Below are 23,436 nucleotides of genomic sequence, written 5' to 3' on the forward strand. Positions count from 1 at the left end.
AACGCCCTCGGTGGTTGTGCCACATCCGATGCTTGATCTAAATACGCTAACTCAAAAACTGTTTTCATTTTATGCTGGAACCCTTGCAATACGTAGTTTCGGATTAACAGGGGTTAGTACTACTTCTCTTGATATTGCCCATATATAGGCGATCATTTCCCGAGCAATCGCCGTCACGGCGACATTGTAATGTTTTCCTTTAAAGATCAGTCGTTGGTATCGACGGCACAGTCTTAATTGTGCTTGCCATGCGATATCAATAATCTCTTTGGGTAATCCTTCTTGTCGTTTTTGTAGGTCGGTTGATATATTGGCCTGGTAACGATAAGAATGTGCGCCTTCAACTAGCAGTCGCCTTGCTCGGCCATTGCCGCATTTAGTGATTGAGCCTTGTCGTTGTTTTCCGCCACTTGAGTGTTCGCTTGATACTAACCCTAAATAACTCATGAGCTTTCTAGGGTGGTCAAAACGGGTCAAGTCACCTAACTCAGCAATAACACCAGTGGCAACCAATAACCGAACACCACGCATCGCTTGAATGGCCTTTACGACAGGGTAATACCGCCAATTTCTGACATGGTGCTCTAACTCATTATCAAGTCGTTTTAATCGAGCAATACGCTCATTAATAGTTTGTAAGTATTCTTGAAGGACAATATGCTGAGCTGGATGAGGCAATATTAATTCGGTCAACCAACGTAAGTGTTTTAATGACCAATTGGCAGTGCCTGAGTAGTTAATGTTGTTTCTAAGTAATAAAGCTTTGAGTTGGTACTTAGCGTCTTTTAAGTCTTTCATTGCCGTTTCACGAGCCCGTGATAAATCACGAACGGCTTCATCTTCAGACTCAGGTACATAGATGGCGGTTAAGTCTTCGGATTTAAGTAACTTCGCTAAGTTCAGTGCATCACGTTTATCGGTTTTAACTTTGTCCCCAGGCTTTTTGGGAATAAGTGAAGGGGCAACAACATAACAACAATGACCAAGACTCGTTAACAAACGGTAAATCCAATAGCCACAAGGACCCGCTTCATAGACAAAGTGCAACGTCGCACTCGGGTATTTAGATTCAAACTGGCGAGCGAGCTTTTTGATAGCCACTTTAGCTGATGATATGCGACCAAAGTGAACAGGCTTAGCACCTCGTTGGTCTTCAATATAAGCGACTTCAACGAACTCTTTGTGCGTATCCAAACCAATAAAAAGTATGTTATGTTTATTCATGCTGATCTCCGATTTAGTTTATTAATCATTAACTATTATGGCTCTGGCTTTCAGCTAACCCACGATTAATTGGAGATCAGCACTTTCGTGGGGAGTCATTATGTCTATGTGCCAAGGAGGTTCAGTGAGTATTCCAAAGGATATTGCTAGGCAATACGATCGTTTCCACAAAGTTTCTCCTGATGAACTTGACGATATCAATGAATTTGCAGAGTGGCTTGATGCTCTTTTACATGGGCCATGTTATGTTAAAGAATACAATGGCGAACTTTGTTTAATAGAAATAAAACAGCTTATCGCAAAGGTCAAGTCGTTAAAAATAGAAGTTTATTCTAATGAGCACCCACCACCTCACTTTCATATTAAGTCGCCTAATATTAACGCTAGCTTTGACATTGAAAACTGTGAAAAATTAGAGGGTGAAATTAGTGGAAAAGATTATAAAGTGATTAAGTTTTGGCATTCAGAAGCAAAAGAACTTTTAATTAAATCATGGAATGATACTCGCCCTACAAATTGTACAGTTGGCGAGTACGTTGGCACATAACAAGCCGTTCAAGAGGGAAAATTTACAGTTGGCTGTTTTCACTCCGTTCAATATTTTAGCCGACAATTTATTGCCCCTTAACGAGGCTGAATTTCAAACTCACTTTTGTCCAAAAACGAGTTTCAATTAACCACCAATTCGTCAGATCACCTGTCGCTAAATAAGTTTAGGATAACGTCTGCTTTCGTATCAAAGTGATCATTAGATTTGATGACTAATGTATTTGATTTTAGACAGGGTTAGGGTCAACAAATCGAACAGTAGTAACTCATTTCTGCCCCAAAATGAGTTAGGTTAATTATTCTATATGTCAGCTTTGAGCGAGTAAGCGCATCACCCAACCTATGGTGGCACCAGAGTATTTCATTCACTTAAAGCTGACTAAATTCGAGGGAATATGTTTTAAGAAAACCTCAAATATTACATCTATGAATCTAAAAAGCTTTTAAAAACTGGTGTGTAATATTTTTCAAATAATGGACTGTCGCTTTTGCCAAATTGCAAAACTATTAATTCATCGATTTCTTTTTTTATCTCATATCCTTTCTTTGTTAACACTGGCTTTTTAATCGGCTCTCCGGGCTTTGTAATCATAAAGTTTTCATCTAAAGCATTTAATAAGCTGACGAATCGCTCACTGTTCAAAAATGTTTTGAGTTCAAGAAATGATATTGAAGCAGGAATAAGAAACTTTAGACCAAGTAAATTTTCGGCGTGTGATTGTTCAAGTTCAGTAATATCTTTTATTATTTTAGGAATTATTGTTTCAGACGCTTTAGCTAAGCACAATACTGGAATATCTTCTTTGAGATAACCTGTACCACGCCCCATTAAAGGCTTGTCATCATAATCTAAACCATCGTAAAAAATACGATAATTTGAATTAGCAATATTTTTATGGGTATAGGTGTGGGTCCTTAACTCACCCTCAAGACGTTCTAATACCAATTGGGGGTTTATATGACCACACTGAAATTTACTATTGAACTCGGTGTTTAATACATTCAAACAAGTTTGATTAACTTTATAAGTTAGAGGTAATGCATTGATTAATCCATTAGCGGTTTTGTACTGTTGCGAATGAGCTAATAATTCTTTAAGTCGTGTTGTTTTAATATCAACTTTTAGATCTTTTAAAATAACTTTAAGGTGATGTGTGACGGTGTTTAAATCTTGTGTAGAAACAATTTTCATGATTAATCCTTTTCTGCATTTTGTCCCAATTACCAACAGCAGCTTAATCAAAAAAATTTAGATGTTTGGAGTATGTATACGAATAGAGTTGGGCTCAGGCTCCGTGGCCTACGCAACTTACTAAGGTGCGTTAAGGTTGATTATTTATAACAATTAGACCTTTGTCAAGCTAATATTCGTTACTGTAGATTTGAATAGAAAATACCGATACTTCTTAGTTTTAGTAGGTTGTTCCTTACTTTAAGCATTTCGCGAAACCTTATACTAATACCTATTTTCTTTTCACTTCTCGCTAAAGTTTGGGGCTGCGAATGTGAAAAAATCAGAATGCGACTTGTTACTAGTGTGGTTACTTGTTCGTAGCGGTTTTTCAGAGTGGCTGTAATTTGTGTATGCTCTCTTCGGCTGACTGAAGTTTTCAGTTTGTCGAACAACTTGATTTTGTCCATTGGCGAGTTAAGCTGTAACTCGCCTTTGCCCAAAGATAAGTTAAAGTGACTGTTAGCTTTTGACCCGTATATATCAATCAGATGAAGTCTAAAGCTATGATCTAAACTGTAAGTCAGATATGAGCTAATACAATTTAAGGTTGCTAGTTTGTTAGATTAATCACACCAACTTATGTTTTTCTTACCTCCATCGTATCTTATGGCATGACCTTTCTCCAAAAGCAATTGGCTCAATGACATTCCATCTAGATATACATCAGCCACAATACGAAAATACTTACCGCGAACCATATCCTTTAATTCTATTACTTTAGCGGCTCGTAATTTAGCAACCGTAAATTGCTTTGCAGCTCTAGCAAGTTCTTTTTCTTTTTCGCATTTACCACGCATTTCGGGCGTATCTACACCATTAATTCTGATAGGTATGTTTTTACCAATTAAGTTTGGAAAGTTGCTTAGATTGACTCTAAACGTATCTCCATCATAAATAGAGATAACTTCGCTAACGACTGCATTACCATATTGTTGAGTTGCAAACGTGGATGATGAAAAGAGTAAAACAAATATTAAAATACTAGATTTGAGCATTGGTAACCTATGTAACGGATTGGATTGTTTTTTTTGAATTAGCAATGACTAGCTCGCGAGAGATGTCTAATGCTAAACAATAACTGTCAAATTCTCCAGCACTCAGTTTTCTATTTCCAGTTTCAACTTTATTGACAAATGAGTGGGGGATGCCTAACAACTTTGATACATGAAGTATAGGCAATCCGAGCTCTCGTCTTCTATCTCTTAATGTTTGACCAATGGCGGTATCTAATTGTTGTGACTGTTGGAAATTCATAATTAACTCCTTTTATTTAATGAATTAACAGAATAGTAGCTAAATTAAAAATTTCCAATATAGGTAATTTATATATTCAAGTTTATTGTGATTAACACATATTAAGATGATACGAATGATTCTTAAAGTTGTTGTTTTTTATGTATATAACTGACAGTTCAATTAAATCTAAACCACTTGAAATAAAATTTATATTTAATTACTAGTTTCTGTAAGTCAAATTGATTATAAGGATTGATCTTTTTGTATATAACCTTTTGCAAATAATACGTTAACTCTAAGTCTTTAGGTGAGTCAACGTAAATACTCTAATGGCCTCATGTTAACTAAACAAGATAAGAATATTTTTCATGCTTCATCCATTTAAAGACCTATGATATAAATATAAAAAATACAATTAGGTACTTCAAATGGACATTGAAATTATCCAAACAATTTGGACAGCGCTATTCTGCCTTACATTACTTCTTTTGATTAGAATTAAATCCAAAACATCCCAAACTGCGAAGTTGGAAAAACAGATTGCTGATAAGAAAGCATCCATTAATAGCGAATCAATTGAAGCAAGGCTTGAGCGACTTATTAATGAGCAGTCAGATGTACGACATAAAATAAACATCGGTAAACCCACTGAAACCAAACTTAAAGACGCGATAAAAGTAACTGAAGATGATTTGAAGATGATTAATGTTGGCCTATTACCTCCAGTCTTTAATTTTGATGATTGTGAAATGCTGAAAGAAGCTATCTCGGAGTGCCATGTTGCACAATATGACGTTATCAAACAAAATAATGCGACGGTAGGTTACTCTGATTGGACTTGGATGGGAGATAAGAGCATAGGTCATCGTATGGTAAGACAGTATCGCGAGCTCTTGTTAAGAGCTTTTAACGCCGAGTATGATTTCATTAGAAAGCAAATGCGCCACTCAAGTTACACCACAGCAGTGAATAAACTCCAAAAGTTAGCCGAGCAACTAAGTAAGTTAGGTGAAGCCGCTAAAGTCGAAATTACTGATGAATATCTAGATATGAAAATTGAAGAGCTGACGATATGGCATAGTGAATTAGTTCGTAAAGAGGAGCTAAAAGCGGAACGTAAAAAACAACAAGCATTATTGAGGGCACAAGTTAAAAAAGGGGGCGATGATACAGAAGAGCTCGAGGATGATATTTATTATCGCAAATCTGACCTAAATAAAGTACAAAAACTTGCTAGAGAGTTGCACGGTGCTAGTGCATTAGATATGGAAGATAAGATAGCTAAGATGCAAAAGGAAATTGATGTACTTGAAAGTAAATTCGAGCGTGCGACATCACAAGCCCAGTTAACGAAGATGGGCTATATCTACGTTATTTCAAACATAGGTAGCTTTGGCAATGGGGTTGTTAAGATTGGTATGACGCGAAGACTTGAACCAATGGATAGGGTGAAAGAGTTAGGGGATGCCAGTGTACCATTTATGTTTGATGTGCATACGCTCACCTTCGTTGACAATGCACCTAGTATCGAAAAAACACTTCATAGAAAATTTGATAAATATCGTGTGAATCAAGAAAACTTTAGAAAAGAATTCTTTAATGTCAATCCACAAGAAGTTGCTGAGGCAATGGTCGAGTTAGGTATTGAAGCTGATTGGTACTTTGATATAGAAGCTAAGGAGTATAGGGAAAGTTTGTTAATTCGAGAAGCGAGAAACAAACAGGTGACTAAAGCTCCAAAAACATCCACTCAACTACCAGATTCAATTTAAGGAGGCAACATGTTAAATATGATTGTTGTTTCAGTTGCACTATTATCTGCCTTTGTTTGGGTTTTGTCTATTAACGGTAGGAAGAAAAAGCTACTTAACGCCGTCATTGGTGAGCTTAAAGTGGTGGATAGTTTATTTTCACCAGTCAATAAAGAAGAAGATAAGTTGCAATCTCTCAAAGAACAATACAGTACACTTCAATCTAGTTATAAGAAAAGTCTAGCCATACTTAAGAAAAATGAAGAACGTTTGTCACAGTTCAATATTGGAGTGGGCACCTCAGATGCAGTGGTTTATGAGAAACTAACTGCTGATAAATCACTTAATGAGATTCAGGATAAGATTGATGACGTTAAGAATTGCATCAAAGAGACCGTCAGAATGAAAGATGCTTGTATCTGTAAGCTATATGGGCAAATGGAAATTAATGGTAAAAAGTCTGAAGCCAACAAGTTTTTTAATCGAGAAATTAAGCTACGCATTAGGTGCTTAGATAATGAATTTAAAGCTGCAAAGGCCCTAGCCGATTGGAATAACATTAACAGATTAATAGCCCGTACTAAAACAGCATTTAGTGATATCAATGAGCGTGGTGATATCGTTCAAATAAGCCTTCAGAGCGCATATTTAAACCTGAAAATTGAAGAGTTAAAGCTAGGATATGAGCTTAAGTTGGCCAAGCAGGCCGCCGAAGAGGCAGTTCGAGAGGAGGCTAGACATATTCGAGAAGCAGAACGTGAGGAAAAACGAATTAAAGCTGCAGCTGAAAAAGCTGAAAAAGAGCGTATTTTAATGGAAGAACTAGTGGCTAAAGAGTTAATTAAGTTGAAATCCTTTACTCAAGAACAAAAGGAGCTCTATGAATTGCATAAGCAACAATTAGAGCGGTTAAAAGAGAAAGAGCGACGTGCCGTGTCACTCGCGCAATTGACTCGTGCTGGTTACGTTTATGTGATATCCAATACAAAATCATTTGGTGAGGGAGTTGTTAAAATTGGTATGACTCGCCGTGCAGATCCAAATGAAAGGGTAAAAGAGCTTGGAGATGCATCTGTACCCGAATTATTTAAAGTTCATGCCTTTGCGTTCACAGAAGATGCTCCAAACTTAGAAAAACATTTACATAATGAGTTTGCTGAGCAACGAGTGAACTTAGTAAACGGGCGTAAAGAGTTCTTCTATGTTGATGCTGAAAGAGTTTTAGAACGTTTTAACACGTACGACGGACAGTATGAATTTAGCGAACTGACGAAATAACTTAAATATCCACTATTAGAATTTGTAATACTAGTTTCAACTCATAATAACAGGTGGATATATATCAAAAAAAACCATTCTAAGGTAGTTGATGAAGATAACTTAGTCACTTTTAAACATAATGTGACTCATAGTATGTTGACTTGTATATTAGTAATATTTAACTAAATTTATAAAAGGAAACCAAATAAAATGAAAGGAATAGTAATAACTGACTTTAATACTGATAGTGAGATACAAAAAAAAGGGGTTGAAGTTAATGACATTATTGTTGAATTAGATTATGTGAAAATCACATCAATTCAACAGTTTGAAAATACGCTTTCGCTTGCCAAGGGTTTAGAAAAAGAGGAAGTGAAGCTTGTAATACAAAAAAAAGATCGAAAAAAATACAGCATTAAGATAAATCCACTTAACGAATTAGACTTTAAAGTAAGTGAAATATTAGAGTCAAGCCCGCATGTTAATTGGAATCCCACAAATTCAGAACCTCAAGTAAATCATTCTTCAAACTACGCTACTGCAATAGGCGTTTCGAGATTCATATCATTTTTAGGTTGGGTGGTCTTTGCACTCGGTATAATTGTTCTACTTATTGGAGTAGGCAAATCTTCACAGTACGGCAGTGAAGCTCTATTAGTAACTTTGTTTCCAAGTATAGGGTTAACCATTTGCGGATTGTTTTTAGTGGCGGCAGCTCAAGTTACCAAAGCAACCGTTGACAATGCAGACCACACTAGAGAGATCTTAGTTTTACTGAGAAGCCGAAATAACTAGTTTTTAAACAAATGACAGATTTACATGCAATTTTTTATGCGTGTTCTCGTAATTAATTTTATCCACTCTCGAATAAGTAAATTCTCGGCTACAGGGTAGCCTAAACAATTGTAATTCCTTTTGGCTATGTGTAAATTATTAACAACCGTATTTTGATGATCTTACATCGCAAATTATAGCCAACTATTTGTGTCGTTTACGGCAAGCGTTAGCCGATTGCTGAGTTTGAGGATAATGATGAGAACTGTTGATGCTTTTGGAGTAAAAGAGCAAATATTTGAAGACATGCTTCATGATTATGATGACGCGAAGCAATGGCTGGAGAATATAGGAATCATAATAGAGTTAGGCAGGTTTCAGTCCTATAAAAAACTAATTGCACAAAGTTTATAAAAGGGAAAGTTCAATTCCCCAGATGTACACGATACTGACGCCCTTTGGGCAATTGCTGAACTTAATGATCTGCTTGAAATATCTAATTTCCTTCGAGATATCGAACCAGAGGATATTAAAGGCACATTAAACTGGCTGAAAAAAGGAGCTCCTTTATTGTCAGCAGAGCCTAAAGATGGTGGAGGAATTCATGGAAGGAATTTTGCATTTGAACTTTATGCATCTTCAAGATTTTTAAGAGCAGGATTAGACGTAAGCTATCAATCTGATGCTGACCTGAATATCTTTATAGCTAATACTCTTCTTCATGTTGAGTGCAAAAGAGCTGTAACTGAAAATAACTTAGAAGCTCTTATTGAAAAAGCAATAGAGCAAATTGACAGGTCTTGTGAACGAAACTATAACGACCGTGGGTTAATAGTTTTATCATTGAGTAAATTGTTCTGGAAGATCCAAATGGGATTAAACCAAGGCAATGTCGCTGATGAGAATGAATTACAGTCATTACTGCATCCTGTGTCAGAACAAATCACAAGAGAAATAAGCGCAAGGTACACTACAAAATCAGATAAAGTTCTTGGCTTAGTTTTTCACTATAAAATGCCTTTTTATAGGCGTTCAAATGGTTTTCCTGCATTTATTAACAGGTTTTCATTTGTATCGTTTTCTGAGCCAGGGTCTAAAAACAAGGCTATTTCAGATGAATTATCGACGCAACTTAAACAATCAGTTTACGGAAGAGGCTAACAAGAAAATCAATCGGATTAAAAACGCTTGGCTTAGTTCGCTGCGCTCACAATTATAGCCAATTCAGAAAAGAGAAAACTTGAGCGAGGCAGTAGAAAATAATTTAGTAGTGTCGTTAAATATATTCTCACCATGTAGCATTGTAATTTTATAAGGAAATTTGAGTTGATTAGAATTGATTGGGGAATATTTAAAGCAAAGTTTTCAGCAAACCCTCAAGATGCTTTTGAGTGGATGTGCTATCTCCTTTTCTGTAATGAATTTAAAGCTAAAACTGGAATTTTTCGCTATAAAAACCAATCAGCAATAGAGACCAACCCAATTTCTACAAATGGAGTTAATGTTGGCTGGCAGGCTAAATTTTATGAAACCGCATTATCTAGCCACAAAATTGACATATTAGAAACAGTCACAAAAGCGAAACGTGATTATCCTGATTTAAATAAAATAATTTTTTATACCAATTCAGAGTGGGGTCAAAACAAAGGAAAGGAACCACAAGGAAAAATAGACGTAGAAAAAAAGGCAAAAGACAACAATTTAGAAATTGAATGGAGATGCTGTAGCTTTTTCGAATCGCCGTTTGTTGTGGATGACTGTAGCCGAATAACTTCTTATTTCTTCACTCAATCTTATAATTTATTCGGGCTTTTGGACTCGTTGGAGTCTCATACAAATGCAATTTTAGACGATATTGAAACTGTTATACCCTTTGGCAATGAAGATGTTTCAATCAATCGCTCTCATCCAAAATCTGAAATTGAAAAGTCAGATGCTAGCGCGTTAATTATAAGTGGCGAAGGCGGCACAGGAAAAACAGCCTTGATAAAAGATCTGTATGAATGCAAAGGGAATAATGATGCCTTTTATGTCCATAAAGCAACAGAATTTTCTGTTAGTAGCTTGAATGAATTTTTATCCGGTGTTTTTTTAAAGGATTTTATTGAGGCTCATGAAGGAGCAGATAACAAAATAGTTGTTATTGATTCTGCGGAACATTTACTTGCTCTAGAAAATACTGATCCCTTTAAAGAATATCTATCCAATTTAATCAAAACTGGATGGAAGGTGTGGTTCACAACTAGAAATACCTACTTAGATGATTTGATTTTTCAGCTATTTGAAGTGTATAAAATTAGCTTTAAATCGATACACATAGAAAAATTGAACGAAGATATATTATTCGAGGTTGCTAAAAAACATGACTTTATTATTCCTGATGATAAGAAGTTTAAAGCATTTATATTAACACCATTTTATCTCAGAGAATATTTGAAGCATTATCAGGAAAACAAAGGTGCGAGTTACTTTGAGTTTAAAGAATCACTATGGCCCAGAGTCATTACAAAAAGATCTCCTAAAAGAGAGCAATTTTTTATTAGTCTTGCTAAAGAAAGGGCCAATACAGGAAAGTTTTTCGTCATTCCTGATCCTAGCTACGCCAATGAAAGAGTAGAAGAAGCTTTAGTTACTGAAGGGATTATTAGTTATGAGCCCAATAGAGGGTATTTTATCACTCATGATATTTATGAAGAGTGGGCACTGGAAAAGTTCGTAGAAGGTAGCTTCTTATCGTCTGAAAATGCAGAAGTATTTTTCGATAAAATACAGCAGTCTTTGCCCATCAGAAGAGTATTCAGGCGGTGGCTATCAGAAAAGCTTAGCTCTGCAAATGAAGAAGTTAGTCACCTCATCGTAGAATCCTTATCATCTCGTGATATAGACAAGTTGTGGAAAGATGAAGCGTTAGTTTCTATGCTTCTATCTGACTACTCTGATTATTTTTTTAACATTAATAAAAAGTTACTATTAGAAAACGACCTCAGTCTTCTAAAGCGAATATGCTTATTAATCAGGGTAGGTTGCAAGGAGATAGATAATAGTCTTTTTGATGGGCTTGGAGTGCGAAGTCCAGATATATTATCAATGGATTATGTGGTAACTAGGCCAAAAGGAACCGGGTGGAACTCACTAATTAAGTTCATTTTTAATAATATCGAAAATATCGGTGTAGATAATCTAAATTTTGCATTACCGGTCCTTTATGACTGGAACAGTAACAATAAGTCTGGCGATACTAATAAATATGCTAGCCTAATTGCTTTATCGTTTTACAGGCATGTAATTGAAAAAGATATCTATATTAGAGATGATGGATTTTCTAAAAACTTGATCCTAACTATTTTGTATGGAGTAAGTGAAATCAAAAGCGAGTTAGAAGCTATTATTGATGAAGTAACTCTAAACAATTGGAAGCGACATAACGATCCATACCACCTTCTGAGTGAATTTATTTTAACTAAAATGGAATGCTTTAATGTAGCTATGGAGATTCCAGAAAAAGTAATTGCTCTAGCTAAGTGTTTTTGGGTGTATGAACCACCAAAAAACGACGATTATTATAATTTAAGACTAGAAGTCGACCATGCGTTTGGTGTTGAGAAAAGGCATCAAGATTATTATCCAGCAAGTGCTTATCAGACTCCTATATACGCCTTGCTGAAAACAGACTTAAAATTAGCACTAAATTTTATTGCCGACCTAATAAATTATTCATCAAAAATATATGCTGAATCTAGTCTCGATAAAAGCCAGGTTGAAACTGCAACATTGATTCTAGATGATGGTAAAAAAATTAGCGTACCTATTTCAAATCGTCTTTGGTGCATGTACAGAGGAACACAGGTAAATCCAGATCTCCTTGAGTCAATATTAATGTCTCTAGAACGTTTCATTCTTGAAAGAGGAAAAAGGACTAAATCTGAAACACTTGAGTATTATTTAAATTATATCCTAGCACGGGCTGAATCCTCTGCGCTCGTAGCTGTTGTTGCAAGCATAGTATGTGCGTTTCATGAGAAAACATTTAATGTAGCTAAAATTTTATTTAGAACTAAAGAATTCTTCTTCTATGACACTGTTCGAGTGAGTCTAGATCAGACGCATAAAAGTCAACTTACTTCGATCAATGGCTTTGGTTTTAACCAAATGAAAGAGCTTCATGAGAATGAGAGGATAAAGGCCTGCGACGAAAAACATCGAAAATTGACATTAGAAGATATTGCACTTCAATATCAGTTCTTTAGAACCGAAGATACATCAGAAGAAGAGTCTGAGAAAAGGGTGCAGGACGTCTGGGATATTTTGGATATTCACTACAAAGAATTACCAGACAAAGAACAAGAAAATCATCGAGACAAAACATGGCGTCTATATTTAGCCCGTATAGATAAAAGGAAAATGTCACCTGAAGCGAAACAAGTAGAAAATGGTATAGCAATAGAATTCAATCCGGAAATTGACCCAGAACTTAGAAAATATAGTGAAGCTGAACAGGAAGAAGCAACTAAGCCATTTAAACATTCCAGTTTAAATATTTGGGCTGATAGCAGACTCTACGATAGAAGCAACTACAAAAAGTACGATTCTTATGAAAATGATCCATTGGTTGCATTAAACGAGGCTAAGGAAATATGGAAACAACTTCATAATAAAAACATGACTGAAGAACTACAGTTTGTTAGAGCTTTACCATCGTATGTATGCGCCGTGCTATTGCGGGACTTTAAAGAAAAATTAGGAAATAACGAACTAGAGTTTTGTAGAGAAGTTATATTTGAGTATGCAAGTATTGTAGATAATGATGACTACACGCACCAGATTGGAGACGGACTAGTTCCTGCGCTATTTGTACTTCCAAAACTGATAGAACATTTTCCAGATGAAAGGCTTAACATCAAGATTACCTTAATTAGAGCCTTAATGAGACATGACTCAATAACGATGATGGGAATAGATAGGATAAATTCTGTAGTTATCCAAGCTGTTCAGCATCTATGGAAAGACGAGCCTGAGTTCATGAAATCTTTGTATATTGGGTATTTGGCGATAGCTCAAAAGTATATAGATGTACAGGGGCGATTAAGAGAAGAGGCTTATAAACAACACAAACATGAGATTGACCAAAATGATTTAGAACAAGAGTTGTTTAAAGGATTAGAAGAAATAGTAAAAAGCTTAGAAGACGAAACCATCTCGGAATCAGCGGTTGATAGTATTGAACGTATTGATAGAAACGTATTGATAACTGCATTTCAACTAATACCATTAGATAACAATTGTATGGAATCGGTGCCATTTATCGAGGAAATTATCAGGGTAATTTCACAACAATTGCTTTCGCGTGATAGAGAAGAACGTCTTGATTATACTGACAAACGTGAGTTTTCTAAGCATTATGCTCATTTTATCCTTCACCTAGAAAATGACAAGAAAGACATATTCCTGAAATATTTTACAGATGATTTCATATTGAATGAAGGCATGGCTAATTTACTAAATGAATTTGTTAGCGCTGAAGATTCACTCAATATGCCTGAATCATTTTGGTATGTATGGAATCGATTTAAAGATCACATTGTGGAGTCAATAAATAGTAAAGGTTGGCGACATGATAAAGAGCTTATAATCAAGTCTTTTTTATTTGCAGGTACCTCTTGGAAAGATGACGCAATGGCATGGCATACACTTTCACCGGAGAATAAAGTTTTTTTTAGTGATTTAAGCGGTAAGATTGGAGGAGAATCATCTTTTATTTATAGTCTTAGCAAACTACTTTGTGGTATAGGAAGTGAATTTTTAGATGACGGAATTTACTGGTTCAGTAATGCAATAAAGACCTTTGATATCGACTTATCACAAGATAAATCAGGTAATACATTATTTTGTTTGGAAAAATATATGAGCAGGTATCTATTTAAAAACCATGACAAAGTGAGACAATCACCAAACTTACGGGCACAGTCAATGATAGTTTTGGACTTTTTAGTAGAACAGTATTCCATTACAGGATACCTGCTGAGGGAAGATATCGCTTAAAAATACGAAAGTTCGTCGCTAGAGCGATTAACGAAGTTATTTAAATTAAGTGGATTAACTTTGAGTACTTGTAAATTTGTTAATGTTCAAAAGTGAGTTTGAACTTTGTTGCCAAGATTTCGTTAGGTAGGCACGTTGATTGAGTCTAAGCATCAATCTTAATTGCTACTTATTGTCTATTGCCTCACTTAGTAATCAGTACTGTGTTAGAGATAAGTTTTGAACTTTAATGTCCACCGACATCACTTACACCAGAAAATGACACTTTATATAACAACTGGTTACGTTATTTGTCACTTATCACCAGAAAATGACAATTTATATAACAACTTGTTATGTTATTTGTCACTTATTACCAGAAAATGACAACTTATATAACAACTTGTTATGTTATTTGTCACTTATTACCAGCAAATGACAACTTATATAACAACTTGTTATGTTATTTGTCACTTATTACCAGAAAATGACAACTTATATGACAACTTGTTATGTTATTTGTCACTTATTACCAGCAAATGACAACTTATATAACAACTTGTTATGTTATTTGTCACTTATTACCAGCAAATGACATTTTGTTTAAAATACGGTTATATTAATTGTCACTTGTCGTTGAACATTAAAGCTTGAAACTCAACAATAATGAGTAGAACTACGAAATTAAATATCAAAGTTTTCGATGTTTTTTGTTGTAGTTTGTCATTTATTCTAACAAGGCTTTGCCCTAGAAAGGTTTAATGTAAATACTCTATTGGCTTCATATGAGGGGTTTCGGGTATTTAACTGGCTTCAATCATTTCCAATTCGTTTCAATAACGGACTTTCAAGCAAGGTTCCCACATTTTCAAAAAAATGTGCTAAATGTACACTTTTATCTTATTCACACAAGTTAACAAATACGCTAAATAATTTCAGTTATCTTAATATTATTTACATTTATTAGGTTAGATGAAGATATATCAGCACCAGCAAATTCGTAATCTTTACGCTCTGCTGATCTATCGATATTAAGACTAGAAAAATCAAATGAATTAATATCAGAAAGTTGAGAAAGACTTATGTTTTGTGTACTTTTAAAAATACTTTCGACTCTGCCTGGTGTTACGAAGTCCCAATCAGATAACATTTGTTTTATTTTTTTCTTTGTAAATTTTCTTGAGTGCCACAAAGATTACAAGGGATGATAGGGTAGTTATTTATATTTGCTAATACCTCAATATCTTTTTCTCTACAATAAGCTAAAGGCCTTATCACTATATTACGTTTGTCATCACTTAATAACTTCGGTGGCATAGCTTTTAGTTTTCCATTATTAAACATATTCATGAGTAAAGTTTCTACAATATCATCCATATGATGACCTAATGCAATTTTACTAGCGCCGATTTTCTCAGCAAATCCGTACAGAGAACCTCTACGTAACCTTGAACACAAGGAACAAGTTGTTTTACCTTCAGGCACTTTCTGTTTAACTACAGAATAAGTATCTTTGTCGATAATATAATAATCTATATTGTGCTTTTCTAAATAATTAGGAAGAACATCCTCTGGAAATCCAGGTTGTTTTTGATCTAGGTTTACAGCAACTACTTCAAAGTTTATAGGAGCAACTTTTTGTAGATAAAGTAGAGTATCTAACATTAGAAATGAATCTTTTCCTCCACTAATTGCCGCTAAAACTTTATCTCCTTCTTCAATCATGGAGTAATCAAAAACTGCCTTACCAACAAGGCGTCTAATTCTTTTTTCTAGCTTGTTTATATCGTATTTACTTTTATCTTGCATATGTACTATATGAGGTTGAGGATATCTAAGTTGATTTTATCACAGAAATTTTCAAGCATTTAAACCTTTATATTTAATTTGGGCTGATTTTCACACTTAAACAATTAAGATATTACCTAATTCACATTATTAGGAGCAAATGAAATTATAGAAATGTTAATATAAGGAAAAACAAAGGGATTAATAAGGCAGTCATTTTATTTCTAAAATCGAGAAAAAGTTACGGGCATCATACTTATACGTTTTAACGTTCATTAATCCTTATCTTCCGATCGCTGTCTAAATAATGCATCTATATTCCCCTTTAAAGCGGGTATCTCTGCAGCGTTCTGCATTAAGCGCTGTAAAAATCTCTTTTGTTCGTTGATTATTTGGTCTTTGAGCTCAATTTCGGCTAGGAGCTTATCAAGCCTATTTTTTAACTTAACGTCACTACTAACAATAGATCGATCAAACTTTGGGTCTACGCCTCGGAGCATTTCTTTCTTTTGCTTATAAGCTGTATAGATACCCTTGTAGTCCTCCAGTGTTTGTCTTGTAACCTTTAACCCAAGTTCAATCTCAACCGCTTTTATAAGTGCCGCCCAGGTAAACTTACCTTCCCATAACCTGATTATCCTCTCAATTGAAAATTGAGTTTCTACGGTAACTTTCTGCTTTGCAGGCATTGGATATAATCCTATTCATTGATAGCGAGTACAATAATATACCAAGATGGAACAATTGGAATTGCCTCTATAATAAGTAACCTCAATAACACCAGTTGTCTTACATGCTTTGACTACTGAGAACTTGATCTCTGATGACATCAACAGGCTTAAGGATTTATTTATATTTCTTCTTTCATTTAACTTTGGAATATTAATGAATCTTAGCTGAATTAATGACTTCCAACATTCCTTGAGGAATAGATGAAAGGTTTTCCTGATTGATATCAGATACTTTCAGAATTTCACTCTCCAGGGGTAGCTGTATTTTAAACTCTTCGATCACGCCTGTTTCAGTGTTAGTAATATAGATAATTTCGTTATCTTGCGAGAATCGAACTAACAGTCCGATGCTATATGTTTTTAGAATATGTATCAGCTTTTCAAGTGCATATACAGCTTGCGTATGAATAACAAACCATTTTTTTGAAGCATCGGAGAATGTGTATTTCTTTTCGGTTTTAATGATTTCTATGCGCTCTTGCTGTAACTTTAGGTCTTTCTCGAGTAGTTTTATAGCATCAGCATCTTGGCAAATATAACAGGAGTTTTGGCACCCGAAACATCCGTTCATGAATTCGTTAAGATATTCGCAAGGATATACTGATAACTCTTGAATGCAAATTCCAGTATCTGTAAGGGATGCAGGATAACCTCCAACAGTTTCTAATACCTCTTGAGAAAAGACACGAATATCTTTCTCATCATCGTGCAACTCCTGAGTTGCAATAAGTCGTTCTGCCTTTTCATCTTCTGGGGTATGTACATACTCTAAAGTTTGACTAATTCTTTTACGACCAGAAAAAGCTGCGATAACCTCTAAAGGAATTTCACTTTGCTCAAGTAAAGTGTTCGAGAAATGTCGTAATGAGTGAGGTTGAAGAGTTAACCTGCCGTAACCGTAAGCTTCGAAAATATTGTATTTATTTCTTTTTTTCCATAAGATTTGAATGTTAGGTCTTTAAAAGGATTATTGAATAACACTTTTATATTAGCCACTGATAGGAGCTTAAATATTGTTCCGCCCATTCCAGTTGTCGTAAAATTAGCTTTATATTTAGGATTTATACAGAAAAGCGCATCCTCTAAATCAATCATTCTTGTACTCTGATAGATTGAGGAGTAAGGGAAATTAGAAAAGTCCCCCTTAGAGCTATCTATTATAACTTTAGATAAAGAGTCGATGGTTGTATGGCGTTTAATGTAATTAAGATCATTCAAATTAATAATTTTATCTAATGTATGTGTAAGGTGTCTCCCTGGTGTTAGCAATGCACTACTTTGATTTTGAAATCCATCCAAGGCTATAAGATCGTTACTATCTAGTAAACCAATAGATTTACGAGTGTAAAAGTCACTATGCTTAATAACTAAACCTCTTACTCGCTTGCTTTTGGGCATTCTTGCTCTTAGTAATTTCTTATAGAATCTAAAACCACCTCGCACCGTAGAGTCCTCAATGATTAGTTCTGAATCGTTAAGAATCATAATTTCATGATCTACAGGGTAGTAACCTATTGCATATGAAAATGTGAAAATATTGGGCTTCATTTTAAAGTCGATATTCGCCTGACGTTCAGGGTCGACATCAAAGCCTTTTAATAAATATTTCCAAGTACCTAATGGATTTTTAAGAAATCGGATAAAGTAACGATTTGGCTTAAATTGAACTGAATAGAAATTTAATATTTTATTAATAATTGGTGCCATAACTGCAAGAATATGGCTGCTATTATCTTGGTACTTTTTGCTGCCAGGCCAATCCAAATAATATATTTTTTTACCATTTTTTGTTTTTGAAGACTTGAGTTTTTGATTTAAAAGATAAGGTATTTCAACAGAGAGTCTAGAAGGTGTGGCCAAACCGAAAATAGCAAAGGTTATGGGTAACGCATCTTTAAGTCTCACTTCCTTCCCATCAATTATTGTTCCGTCTTCATTAACATATCTAAAGACTTCATGATAAATTTCAGCTATTGCTGTTATTATCGATAAAGGGGTTTTCTTAAACTTCTCTTGTTTTTCATGAATTCGTGTTGACGCATACCTATCACGGTTGTCAATGGTTTTTGGCTTTACTCCAGATAAAAATTTATTATCTTTACAAAATTGCCAAAAAAATATTAACCCTTGTTTTTTAGCCAGTTTTTCATAATCATTTTTCGAAAGACAGTTCAACTCCTCATATGACTCTGCAATAGTTAACATTTGCCTTGCTGTTCTTATTAAAGCTTGCTTCTGGCCCGTACTTACATTTTTGTTGATTATTTGCTCTATAAAGTAAACCTGTAATAAAACGGTGTAATCTCTACTGAGGGGTGCCTTTAGAGGACTTTTATCATTTGTATCAGGATCGGACCGACAAAACATAAACCTTTCATAGCATTTTTTCTGAGGATTAAACTCAAGCCAAATAGGCTCTCCCCAACCAGCTAAGGTTGTTTTATCATCTGAATAGACATTTTCAGGAATTATGACTGTATTATTATCAACCAGTTTTTGAAGGGATTGAGTATATATAGAAATCTTATCCATGCACAATTAACCTTTATTACCGTTTGTTTCAACAGCTCTTTCCTGCTTTATCAATTCATCGCATATCGTAATGGTAACTTCAATGTACTTTTTCGCTTTTAGTAATCTTTTGGTAGATCCAGATTGCAAATTGGTAAGAGCATTTTCCTCAAGAAATTTTAATTTTTGGTCTACTTTTTCAAGTATATTCCTATGATTAGCTTCTTTAATGGGGACGAAATTCGAACAACCATAACATGGAATTGGACGATGAAAGCGCATTTTGTTTTCGCATGCATTACAAGCAGATTTTTCTTTTCCGATACCAAGCGACCCAGAATCAATAGAGCCTATTATCTCATCATCTATTGACGTTTTCGAAACTGGATTAAATAGCCTTTTTAAAAAATCATTCCCTTTGTATTTCTCATCAATAAGCTCTCGTTCTTTAGTGCCCAAATCAATATATATCCTTGCCGCAGGAATAGTAACATCTGTGATCCGAGCTATTTTTTCAATCGAATGTCCTGAAAAAGCGGCATTGGATGCTACTGTATGCCTAAGTCTGTTATTACTTACGCTTAAAGAGGCGGTTCTATCGGATGGTGAATCGATCATTGATGCTATACGTCTTCCTATACTTCCTCCGTCAACATGAAATATTTCGCTCGTTTTATCTAGAATTTCTTTTAGATTCTTATTTGTAAATTTAAAGGAAAATAACGACAAATCAGGTATTAGGGGTAGATATGAAAAAACTTTATGAAGTTCTAAATCTGACAGAACTACTTTTGAATTAATCAAACACTGCCTAAATCCATGCATATATATTACTTTGTATTTTAGCAAGAACTCTGAAATGTCCTCCGATATATGAATAGAGTTCTTTTCTACTGTAGCCCTAAACTCATTGTCACTATCATTCTGCTTGACTTTATGTATCCTTATATGTAGAGAAACAGCTCCAATAGGCATTGGCTCCATATTTACTTCTTCATCATTGAAACTTACGCCAATAGGCAAGATATCGTTCCACTTAATCATACATATCTGACTAGGCCTTCTAACCAGCTGCGTTAAGACTCTGGTGCTAACTAAATTACGAAATGAATCAAACGAGATATTTTCATTGTCAGGATTGTAATGTTCACTATTGGCTTGCTTGGTGAAGAAGCATTCTTTAATCTGATATATATTTAAAGTTTTAAAGTAGTTGCAAAGATTCCTAAGAGTACTTAGGTAAGAATCGTATTCGAAGTCTGTTAGCCTGCCTTTTGTGGGGTGCAACACAGAAGGGGTGGCTTTATATATGAATTTTTGGGTAAATTTATACCATTTTTCCATCAATTCTTCGTGATGTTTATAAGCTACTGAGAAAAAGCTCTTTGTAGTTTTCTTTCTTGAGTCTACTAGTTCCGGCCAAATCTCCTTAAACCTTTCAAATGAATTTACATTTTCAAAAGATTTTCTAACTGCTAGGTTGATTGTGCAAAATGTTGCTGCTGATTTTTTCTGTGCGTAATAAATCAGGGTATCTATGATCGCGTATTTGAAATCATTGTCTAGTTGTAAGCTTCCTATCCAAGAAACATTTTTATAACATTGTCCTTGGTACTTTGAACCCTTACCAGATAGCTCCCAGTAATCATTGAATACCTCAATCTCATCACCGGACCGAGCAGTAAAGGTTTCTGGCAAGTCAAAATCTGTAGGGGCAAAGCCAAAAACAAATATATTTTTAAACTTTCTTGCCATCAACTCGTTCCTGATGTTCATTCATAATTTTTATAGTTTCAGCCTGCAACTTCTTATCGTTATAAATATCGCCCATTCGAGATTCAGCACCCCATCCCATTGAACTCCTTCGCATATCCTCTAGGTAACCATGATCTATACCTTTTTCAATACCACTATCAGTCAAATTTTCATTCCACTTATGTCGTAATAAATGAGGATGAAAATTATAATCAATAGCATTAGATACTTTAGAAATGATGTAATTAACCATCTCCCTCACTAAAGGTGAGCCAGCTGTTCCTCTTGAGTTTTTCTCTGCGACAAAGACAAAATCGTGCGTATGCGCATGTGGAAAGTTATTTCTAACATGTTTGATATAGAAATAAAGATCACTCATTAAAGTCGGTCTCAGACCTGATAGATGGTTTTGACCAGCCTTTTTGTTTGGCTTGTTTAATCGAGGGTCATAAGGGTCGTCAGGGTTAGAATAAATCCATATTTTGTTTGCATCACCATGAAATAAGCAGTCAGATATCTTCATTTTGCAGACTTCACTCCTTCTAATACCTGTATCAATAAGAATTTTACAAATCAGGTAATTTCTAAGTTTTGCGCTGGTGAATGGGTTATGAGGGCTACAAGGCTTTATGATCTCTAATAGCTTATTATACTTTTCTTTGGGGATAACAGAGTCTTCTAGGCCAGAATTAACCACTGAATTTGGAGTAGCCCCATAGCCTTCGTAACTCTTCAATTTTGAACAGTTTTTTTTGTAAACTACCTCTAAATCCTTTGGTTGTATCCTGTCACCATGATAATGTTCATGAAGATATTCAATGTACTCCCTTAAAGTCCGAACTCTTCCGGTTGCAGTTTCTTTTGCAACTTTATTCTTTCTATAAAGGTTTGTAGCAATGGTATTCCGCATAGACTTGCTTTCAATGGAGGGTATGACAGATATCTTCTCTTTATAATCAAAAAACTCTTTCCTAAGTCTCATAATGTCGTAGAAGTTAGATATTTCTTGGTTTGTTAAATATAAACCATTGGCAACCCTAGCGTTTATATCGATCTTTATGGATTCAAAATATTCAAGGGTCAGATTCAACTCATAAGCGACTCTTGTTTTGGTGGAAAAGCTTGAATTCAGATGAGTCTGATAGATAAATGAGTTTGCTAAAGGATTTACAGGTATTTCGTTATCACCCACAAACGCTATAAATCTCCTGTGTTTATCTTTGTATTTGCTAACTCTCATAGGTTACATTCTATATTTAACATATAAGTAGTATAGAAAATAAACGGTGAATTACAAAAAATTTAATTTATCTCGTCAAACTAATCTAAAAGTCTTTATGAAAGTAGTTGAGGTAGAATTATGATAGCTTACATAATTATTTATTTAATATAATTTACCACCAGATAAACAAACCATGACACGGTCACCGTCTTCAATCATGTTAAAGTCATTAATAGCCTGACCCACTTGACGACGGATTCGTTTTTGTAGTTTATTAAAGTTATATTTTTGTTTTGCTTCTAATGATGTTGCCATACTGCCTCTCAAATTAAACATCAATAAGAGTTATCGAATTGATATAAGTCGCGCATTATAATGTCCTTACATAAACAAAGAAACCGCTAATTTAAGTTAGCGGTTTCGTAAGTAACAATAATGGTCCTAGATTTGACTACACTTTAATTGGACTAATAAAGTCAGGTGGCTTTAATGCTAATAAATCACAGTTTAAATTATCGATAACGTGTTCTGCCGTATTACCTATTAAAGCTGCACTGATGCCGGTTCGTCCCACTGTGCCTATCACTACTAATTCAGCGTCCAAAGTACGTGCAATTTCTGGAATAACGTCTTCTGGTAATCCTTCAACTATGTGAGTCTTATTGTCGTCGATGTTAAAGTCTAAAGCCAATTTTGATAAAGATGTTTGATGATGATTTTTCATGTTTTCATTGTACTTAACAGTATCAAACTCTGGAATTTCAACCGCTATATTCATTGGCGTAGGTGGATAAGCATTAATCAGATGCGTGTCTGATTGTAATAAACCGGCCATAAAACATGCATGATTAATGATCTCATAATTTAACAACGCATGACTAGCATCGTCCGTTCCAGCACTCACCGCGGCGAGTACTTTACTGTTTTTAGGCCATGCATGATCTTTAACTAATAATACTGGGCAAGGGCACTTTCTTAATAAGTGCCAATCCGTTGGGGTAAAAATAACTGATTTTAACGAATCATGTTTGTGCGTGCTTTTAATAACTAAATCAAACTGGCCTTCAATCGCTGCACGGGTAATGCTTTCATATGGTCGATTATGCCAAACGACTTCCGTTGAGATATTAGTATTATTTTGTTTAGTTTGTTTTATTAATTCAATTAACCATTCTTTCTTATCTTCTAACACAGCATTTTGCATCACTGTACGTTCATCGCTGGATAACATAGTGGTCATTTCATAAGAAAAATCATAAATAGTTAAAAACACTGTAATGTCACAAGGATGTTTTTCTGACATTTCTAAAGCACGCGACAGTGCTTTGTGGTTATCTTCTGTGGGGTCAATTACTACTAATATTTTATTAAAGTGACTCATAT

The 23,436-nt window shown here is 34.8% G+C and carries 16 protein-coding genes and 2 pseudogenes; 6 read left to right on the forward strand and 12 right to left on the reverse strand.

The genetic code is table 11. The features are described from left to right. Positions 1-69 precede the first annotated feature (69 nt). Entirely contained in the window at positions 70-1,224 is a 1,155-nt protein-coding gene (locus RT723_RS01680) for an IS110 family RNA-guided transposase (protein WP_216054036.1), read from the reverse strand. A gap of 124 nt (positions 1,225-1,348) precedes the next feature. Here RT723_RS01680 and RT723_RS01685 point away from each other — a divergent pair, with 124 nt between their 5' ends. After that, positions 1,349-1,771 carry a DUF4160 domain-containing protein gene (locus tag RT723_RS01685; protein ID WP_315945635.1) on the forward strand — a complete coding sequence of 141 codons (423 nt, stop codon included), beginning with the start codon at positions 1,349-1,351 and terminating at the stop codon, positions 1,769-1,771. A 426-nt stretch (positions 1,772-2,197) separates the two neighbouring features. On the opposite strand, the gene RT723_RS01690 is transcribed toward RT723_RS01685, so the two are convergent. The 3 genes from RT723_RS01690 to RT723_RS01700 all read right to left on the reverse strand — a co-directional run bounded on the left by RT723_RS01690 (position 2,198) and on the right by RT723_RS01700 (position 4,261). Next, positions 2,198-2,965, reverse strand: a complete 768-nt coding sequence (locus RT723_RS01690) for a hypothetical protein (protein ID WP_315945636.1) — start codon at positions 2,963-2,965, stop codon at positions 2,198-2,200. 605 nt (positions 2,966-3,570) lie between these two features. After that, the gene (locus RT723_RS01695; protein ID WP_315945637.1) at positions 3,571-4,002 is read right to left on the reverse strand and encodes a thermonuclease family protein; all 432 of its coding nucleotides are present in this window, start codon (positions 4,000-4,002) and stop codon (positions 3,571-3,573) included. A 7-nt stretch (positions 4,003-4,009) separates the two neighbouring features. Next, positions 4,010-4,261 carry a helix-turn-helix domain-containing protein gene (locus RT723_RS01700; protein ID WP_315945638.1) on the reverse strand — a complete coding sequence of 84 codons (252 nt, stop codon included), beginning with the start codon at positions 4,259-4,261 and terminating at the stop codon, positions 4,010-4,012. 410 nt (positions 4,262-4,671) lie between these two features. Here RT723_RS01700 and RT723_RS01705 point away from each other — a divergent pair, with 410 nt between their 5' ends. The 5 genes from RT723_RS01705 (at position 4,672) to avs4 (ending at position 14,067) form a co-directional block, all read left to right on the forward strand. Next, positions 4,672-6,015, forward strand: a complete 1,344-nt coding sequence (locus RT723_RS01705) for an SNIPE associated domain-containing protein (protein WP_315945639.1) — start codon at positions 4,672-4,674, stop codon at positions 6,013-6,015. Between the two features lie 9 nt (positions 6,016-6,024). Next, on the forward strand, positions 6,025-7,272 hold the full coding sequence (locus tag RT723_RS01710) for an SNIPE associated domain-containing protein (protein ID WP_315945640.1): 1,248 nt from the start codon (positions 6,025-6,027) through the stop codon (positions 7,270-7,272). 192 nt (positions 7,273-7,464) lie between these two features. After that, the gene (locus RT723_RS01715) at positions 7,465-8,049 is read left to right on the forward strand and encodes a hypothetical protein (RefSeq protein ID WP_315945641.1); all 585 of its coding nucleotides are present in this window, start codon (positions 7,465-7,467) and stop codon (positions 8,047-8,049) included. Positions 8,050-8,598: 549 nt separating this feature from the next. After that, the gene (locus RT723_RS01720) at positions 8,599-9,189 is read left to right on the forward strand and encodes a hypothetical protein (RefSeq protein ID WP_315945642.1); all 591 of its coding nucleotides are present in this window, start codon (positions 8,599-8,601) and stop codon (positions 9,187-9,189) included. Between the two features lie 165 nt (positions 9,190-9,354). Continuing rightward, entirely contained in the window at positions 9,355-14,067 is a 4,713-nt protein-coding gene (gene avs4, locus RT723_RS01725) for an AVAST type 4 anti-phage nuclease Avs4 (protein ID WP_315945643.1), read from the forward strand. Between the two features lie 904 nt (positions 14,068-14,971). Here avs4 and ttcA read toward each other — a convergent pair. The 8 genes and pseudogenes from ttcA to uspE all read right to left on the reverse strand — a co-directional run bounded on the left by ttcA (position 14,972) and on the right by uspE (position 23,434). Then, a pseudogene (ttcA, locus tag RT723_RS01730) lies at positions 14,972-15,855 on the reverse strand (tRNA 2-thiocytidine(32) synthetase TtcA). Positions 15,856-16,109: 254 nt separating this feature from the next. After that, on the reverse strand, positions 16,110-16,523 hold the full coding sequence (locus tag RT723_RS01735) for a hypothetical protein (RefSeq protein ID WP_315945644.1): 414 nt from the start codon (positions 16,521-16,523) through the stop codon (positions 16,110-16,112). Between the two features lie 193 nt (positions 16,524-16,716). Beyond that, positions 16,717-17,277 carry a hypothetical protein gene (locus RT723_RS01740; protein ID WP_315945645.1) on the reverse strand — a complete coding sequence of 187 codons (561 nt, stop codon included), beginning with the start codon at positions 17,275-17,277 and terminating at the stop codon, positions 16,717-16,719. A gap of 170 nt (positions 17,278-17,447) precedes the next feature. Beyond that, positions 17,448-19,097, reverse strand: coding sequence for a hypothetical protein (locus RT723_RS01745; RefSeq protein ID WP_315945646.1), 1,650 nt, complete (start codon positions 19,095-19,097; stop codon positions 17,448-17,450). A gap of 6 nt (positions 19,098-19,103) precedes the next feature. Further along, positions 19,104-20,831, reverse strand: coding sequence for a hypothetical protein (locus RT723_RS01750; RefSeq protein ID WP_315945647.1), 1,728 nt, complete (start codon positions 20,829-20,831; stop codon positions 19,104-19,106). Beyond that, positions 20,815-22,023 (reverse strand): site-specific integrase, encoded by a 1,209-nt coding sequence (locus RT723_RS01755; RefSeq protein WP_315945648.1) that lies wholly within the window; start codon positions 22,021-22,023, stop codon positions 20,815-20,817. The genes RT723_RS01750 and RT723_RS01755 overlap by 17 nt, the downstream gene beginning before the upstream one ends. Before the next feature lie 201 nt (positions 22,024-22,224). Continuing rightward, positions 22,225-22,368, reverse strand: a pseudogene (locus tag RT723_RS01760) (tRNA 2-thiocytidine(32) synthetase TtcA); the annotation flags it as partial. A gap of 136 nt (positions 22,369-22,504) precedes the next feature. Then, on the reverse strand, positions 22,505-23,434 hold the full coding sequence (uspE, locus tag RT723_RS01765; RefSeq protein ID WP_315945649.1) for a universal stress protein UspE: 930 nt from the start codon (positions 23,432-23,434) through the stop codon (positions 22,505-22,507). Positions 23,435-23,436 lie beyond the last annotated feature (2 nt).

Source organism: Psychrosphaera aquimarina (genome assembly GCF_032461525.1).
GTDB lineage: Bacteria > Pseudomonadota > Gammaproteobacteria > Enterobacterales > Alteromonadaceae > Psychrosphaera > Psychrosphaera aquimarina.